This is a genomic window from Saccharomonospora saliphila YIM 90502 (assembly GCF_000383795.1).
Lineage (GTDB): Bacteria > Actinomycetota > Actinomycetes > Mycobacteriales > Pseudonocardiaceae > Saccharomonospora > Saccharomonospora saliphila.
This window is the reverse complement of sequence record NZ_KB912694.1, coordinates 6,393-11,503: the sequence shown is the minus strand read 5'-3', so window position 1 is coordinate 11,503 and position 5,111 is coordinate 6,393. Positions and strand designations below refer to the sequence as shown.

General features: G+C 72.2%; 7 protein-coding genes. All 7 read right to left on the bottom strand.

Going from position 1 to position 5,111, the window contains the following annotated elements; genetic code table 11:
- Positions 1-921, bottom strand: a 921-nt coding sequence (gene lepB / locus SACSA_RS23160; protein ID WP_408640279.1) for a signal peptidase I, incomplete at its 3' end; no start/stop codon positions are given.
- A gap of 29 nt (positions 922-950) precedes the next feature.
- Positions 951-1,310, bottom strand: coding sequence for a 50S ribosomal protein L19 (rplS, locus tag SACSA_RS0114900; RefSeq protein WP_019818359.1), 360 nt, complete (start codon positions 1,308-1,310; stop codon positions 951-953).
- 160 nt (positions 1,311-1,470) lie between these two features.
- On the bottom strand, positions 1,471-2,220 hold the full coding sequence (gene trmD, locus SACSA_RS0114895; RefSeq protein WP_028661900.1) for a tRNA (guanosine(37)-N1)-methyltransferase TrmD: 750 nt from the start codon (positions 2,218-2,220) through the stop codon (positions 1,471-1,473).
- A 94-nt stretch (positions 2,221-2,314) separates the two neighbouring features.
- Complete coding sequence (gene rimM / locus SACSA_RS0114890) at positions 2,315-2,827, bottom strand: ribosome maturation factor RimM (RefSeq protein ID WP_019818356.1); 513 nt, start codon at positions 2,825-2,827, stop codon at positions 2,315-2,317.
- Positions 2,828-2,855: 28 nt separating this feature from the next.
- Positions 2,856-3,095: an RNA-binding protein gene (locus tag SACSA_RS0114885; protein WP_019818355.1), complete on the bottom strand. Its 240-nt coding sequence runs from the start codon at positions 3,093-3,095 to the stop codon at positions 2,856-2,858.
- Positions 3,092-3,556, bottom strand: a complete 465-nt coding sequence (rpsP, locus tag SACSA_RS0114880) for a 30S ribosomal protein S16 (protein WP_019818354.1) — start codon at positions 3,554-3,556, stop codon at positions 3,092-3,094. Before rpsP ends, SACSA_RS0114885 begins: the two co-directional genes overlap by 4 nt.
- 157 nt (positions 3,557-3,713) lie before the next feature.
- Positions 3,714-5,111 (bottom strand): aldehyde dehydrogenase (NADP(+)) (locus SACSA_RS0114875; protein WP_019818352.1); only part of this gene is annotated, 1,398 nt, incomplete at its 5' end.

Sequence of the window (5,111 nt, the reverse complement as noted above, 5' to 3'; positions counted from 1 at the left end):
GCCGGCCAGGCGCGCAGCGGGCCAAGCGGCCACGAGGCCGACTCCCCACGGGACCTCGGGCGGGGAGGCGGGCGCGCCCAGCGCCGTCGCACCGTGCTGTTGCGGATCGTGGTCACTGACCACGTCCCACCGGGACGGCGGCAGGACGATGAGCCGGGCCTTGCCGATGATGTTCTCCACGGGGACGGCTCCGCGAGGGCCGCCACCGCCCTGGTACCGGGAGTCGGACGAGTTGTTGCGGTTGTCGCCCATGACCCAGACGGTGCCCTCGGGGACGGTCACGGGGCCGAACTCGGCCTGCTCGCGCTCGCCGCCCTCCCAGTAGACGTACGGTTCGTCCAGCGGACGGCCGTCCACGACGACCCGGTTGTCGTCGCAGCACTCCACCGTCTGACCGCCGGTGGCGATGATCCGCTTCACGAAGTCGCGCTCGTCCGGCGGGGCCAGGCCGAACACGGAGCCGACGTTCTGGAGGAACTGCACGACCGGGTTACCGGAATCCGTCGGGGGGTCGTCCTCCACCCAGGCCTGCGGCCCGCGGAACACGACGACGTCGCCCGGAGCCGGGTCGGTGAAGTGGTAGGTGACCTTGTCGACGAGGATGCGGTCCCCCGTACAGCCGGGGCAGCCGTGCAGGGTCTCCTCCATCGAGCCCGACGGGATCATGTAGACGCGACCGAGGAACTGCTGGATCACGAAGGCGAGCACCAACGCGACCACGATCAGGATCGGCAGTTCCTTCCAGAAGGACCGATGCTTCTTGTCGTCGGCCTTCCGGCGCGCCCCTCCGGCCTCGGAGGACGAGCCGTCACCCGATTCGGAAGGTCTGGCCGAATCCGCGCCTTCCGGCGTTGTCGGCCCGTTCTCCTCGGGGCGTTCCGGCTCGTTCTCCGCGGCGTTCGGGGGCACAGACTCCACCACGTCAGGCTAGCGGTAACCGGCCGGTCACTTCAGGACGCGGAGGGCGTTTCCCTGCGCTCCTTGATCTTGGCGGCCTTACCGCGCAGGTCGCGGAGGTAGTACAGCTTCGCGCGCCGCACGTCACCCTTCTTCGCCACCTCGATCTTGGCGATGTTCGGCGAGTGCACCGGGAAGGTGCGCTCCACGCCGACCCCGAAGGAGACCTTGCGCACGGTGAACGTCTCGCGCACCCCGCCGCCCTGGCGGCGGATGACCACGCCTTGGAACACCTGGTTCCGCTCGCGGTTGCCCTCGATCACGCGGACGTGCACCTTCAGCGTGTCGCCCGGGCGGAAGTGCGGGATGTCGGAACGCAGCGACTCGGCGTCCAGCGCGTCCAGGGTGTTCATCGGTGTCCGTCCTCGTCCTTGGTGTGGCTTCACGTCTTGGCGGGCGCACGCCGGCTGCTCACGAGCGGGCGGCCCAGGAGTTCGGCGCGTGAACCGGTCGCGCCAACCCCGCAAGTATTACAGACGTCCTCCAACGCCGGACACCGGCCTCCCCGCGAGGTCAGTCACCGCGCTCGCGGCGGAGACGATCGAGCACCTCCCTGTCGGCGGTGTCCAGACTGCCCTCCGGGAGCCGTTCCAGCAGGTCGGGCCTGCGCAGATAGGTCCGTTCGAGGGCCTGGTCCCTGCGCCACCGGTCGATCAGCGCATGGTTGCCGGAACGCAGCACCTCCGGCACGGGCAGCCCTCGCCAGACCTCGGGCCGGGTATAGCTGGGTCCCTCGAGCAGGCCGTCCGAGAACGAATCCTGCTCGGCCGAGACGGGATTGCCCAGCACACCCGGCAGCAGGCGCACGACGGCCTCGGCGATGACCAGCACGGCCGCCTCACCGCCGACGAGTACGTAGTCGCCGATGGAGACCTCGTCGACCGGCATCCGCCGGGCCGCGTCGGTCAGCACCCGCTGGTCGATGCCCTCGTACCGGCCGCAGGCGAACACCAGGTGCCGTTCGCGCGCGTAGGCCCGCGCCAGCTCCTGGGTGAAGGGCCGCCCGGCGGGGGTGGGCACGACGAGCCGGGTGTTCTCGTCGCACACCGCGTCCAGTGCCTCACCCCAGACCTGCGGCTTCATCACCATGCCGGGACCACCGCCGTACGGCGCGTCGTCGACGGCCCGGTGCACGTCATAGGTCCACTCGCGCAGGTCGTGCACGCCGACCTCGACCAGGCCGCGGTCGAGCGCCCTGCCGAGCAACGCGGCCCGCAGCGGCTGGAGGTACTCGGGAAAGATGGTGATGACATCGAGACGCAACGGCACCGAGGCGTCCGTTCGCTCGCGGTCCGGCTCCGTCACGTGTGCTCACCCACCACCGGTCGTGTCGCGGTCCACCGTCGGCGCACGACGCTCACCCGTCCAGCAGTCCCTCGGGCGGGTCCAGCACGATCCGCCCGGCGTCCACGTCGACGCGCGGCACGATCGCCGCCACGAACGGGACCAGCACCTCCCGCCCGGAGACGTCCACCGCCAGCAGTTCGCCCGCCGGGACGTGCACGACCTCGCGCACCGTGCCGACGGCCGTGCCGTCAGCCAGCTCGGCCCGCAGGCCCTCGAGCTCGTGGTCGTAGAACTCGTCCGGATCGTCGGTGGGGGGCAGCGCATCCGCCTCGGCCAGCAACGTCATCCCGCGCAGGCCCTCGGCGGCCGTGCGGTCCCCGGCCTCGGCGAACCGCACCAGCAGCCGTCCGCCGTGCGGGCGGACGGCTGCCACGGTGAGGGTCCGCGTGGTGCCGTCACGGGTCCTGCCGGTGAGCACCGCGTCCTCGGCGAACCGCGCCTCCGGCGAGTCGGTGCGCACATCCACGGCAAGCTCACCGCGGATGCCGTGCGGTTTGACGACGCGGCCGACGACGACCTGCACGCTGCTCGGTCTCCCGGTCCGGAGGGCGCTACCGGTCGGTGTCCACGACGTCCACCCGGACGCCGCGACCACCGACGGCTCCCATGACGGTGCGCAGGGCGGTGGCGGTACGCCCGCCGCGCCCGATCACCTTGCCCAGGTCGTCGGGGTGGACATGCACCTCGAGCGTGCGCCCCCGACGGCTCGTGAGCAGCTCGACGCGGACGTCGTCGGGATTGTCGACGATCCCGCGCACCAGGTGTTCGAGTGAGTCCGCCAGGAAGCTCACGCCTCGCCGGCCTTCTCGCTCTCACCCGTCGACTCGGCCTCGGCCGTGCCCTCGGCGGAGTCCGAGCCCTTCTTGCCGCCCTTCTTCTTGGGCGTGGTGGCCGCGACCGAGGGCTCCTCGCCCGCGGCGGCCAGCGCGGCGTTGAACAGCTCCTGTTTGCTCGGCTTCGGCTCGGGCGTCTTGAGCGTGCCCTCCGCGCCCGGCAGGCCGTGGTACTTCTGCCAGTCGCCGGTGATCTTCAGGATGTTCTCGACGGGCACGGTCGGCTGGGCGCCGACGCTCAGCCAGTGCTGGGCGCGCTCGGAGTCCACCTCGATGTAGCTGGGCTCCCGCTTCGGGTGGTACTTGCCGATGGTCTCGATGGCCCTGCCGTCCCGGCGGGTGCGGGCGTCGGCGACGATGATGCGGTAGTAGGGCTCGCGAATCTTGCCGAGGCGCTGCAGCTTGATCTTGACAGCCACGGGGGTGGGTACTCCTGTCGTCTTCTCGTACTCGGGTCGGGACACGATCCGAGTGGGGAGCCGGATCCAGGTGCCCGCAGGTATGGTTCGTCGCCCCGGCACGGTGAGAGGGCCCGGACCGGAGCGGGCAAGCTCCCATTTTGCCAGACGGCCCCGCTCAGCCCTCGCCGGGGAGCGTCAGCACCCCGTCGACCCGGCGCGGCACGTCCGCCGGTCCGTCCCGCAGTTCGGGGGGCAGCGCCGCGCTCGGCGCGTTCTGCCACGCGTAGGGCCGCAGGAAACGCCGGATGGCCGTGGGCCCGACCGAGGTGTGCACCGTGTTGGTGGACGGCCACGGACCCCCGTGATGCTGGGCCCAGGACACCGCGACGCCGGTGGGAAACCCGTCGAAGACCAGCCTGCCGGAGACCCGCCGCAGCGCGTCCAGGAGCCCGGAGGCACTCTCGGCCTCGTCGGCACCGAGGTGCACGGTGGCGGTCAGCGACGGTTCGAGCCGGGCCAGCGCGTCGAGCAGGCCCGCGCGGTCGGTGTAGCGGACCACGACGACCAGCGGGCCGAAGCACTCGGTCGCCACGGTCTCGTCGAGCGCGTCCGCGTCGATCTCGAGCACCGTGGGCCGCGCGGTGAAGCCGGACCCGTTCCCGGCGGTGCCGTCGGTCTCGCCCGCCACCCGGGCCGACACGGCGCCGAGGGCGCCCAGCGTGCGGGCTCCCCGGGTGAAGCTGTCGCGGATGCCCTCGTTGAGCAGCACCTGCGCCGTGGTGTTCTCGGCGGCGGCGGTGAGCGAGGCCACCAACCGGTCGCCGTCGTCGGTGCGGGGGACGAACGCCAGGCCCGGTTTGGTGCAGAACTGGCCGGAACCGAGAGTGAACGACCCGGCGAGCCCCTCGCCGATCTCGGTGGCGCGCTCGGCCGCCGCCGCGTCGGTGATCACCAGCGGGTTGATGCCGCTGAGTTCACCGTAGAACGGGATGGGGTCCGGCCGGGCGTTGACCATGTCGAGCAGCGCCCGTCCCCCGGCGCGGGAGCCGGTGAACCCGACCGCGGTGATCTCCGGGGCGCGCACGAGGCGCGCGCCCGCGTCCCGGCCGTACACGACGGCGATGGTGCCCTCCGGCGCGCCGAACCGGGTAGCGGCCTCGGCCAGCACCTCCCCGCACAACCGGGAGGTCAGCGGGTGCGACTCGTGGGCCTTGACCACCACCGGGCAGCCCGCGGCCAGCGCCGAGGCCGTATCCCCACCGGGCACGGAGAACGCGAGGGGGAAGTTGCTCGCTCCGAACACGGCGACCGGACCCAGCGGGACCAGCATCCGACGCAGGTCGGGCCGGGGGCCCATGTCCGTCTGGCCCGCGTGGTCGACGGTGGCCTCGAGGTAACCGCCCTCGGCGACGACATCGGCGAACAGGCCGAGCTGGAAGCAGGTCCGGGTGAGCTCACCGCCCAGCCTGGCCTGCCCGAGGCCGGTCTCGGCGTCGGCGGTGGCGACGATGTCCGTTCGCCGGGCCTCCAGCGCGTCGGCCAGCGCGCGCAGCAGGCCTGCCCGCCACGCGCG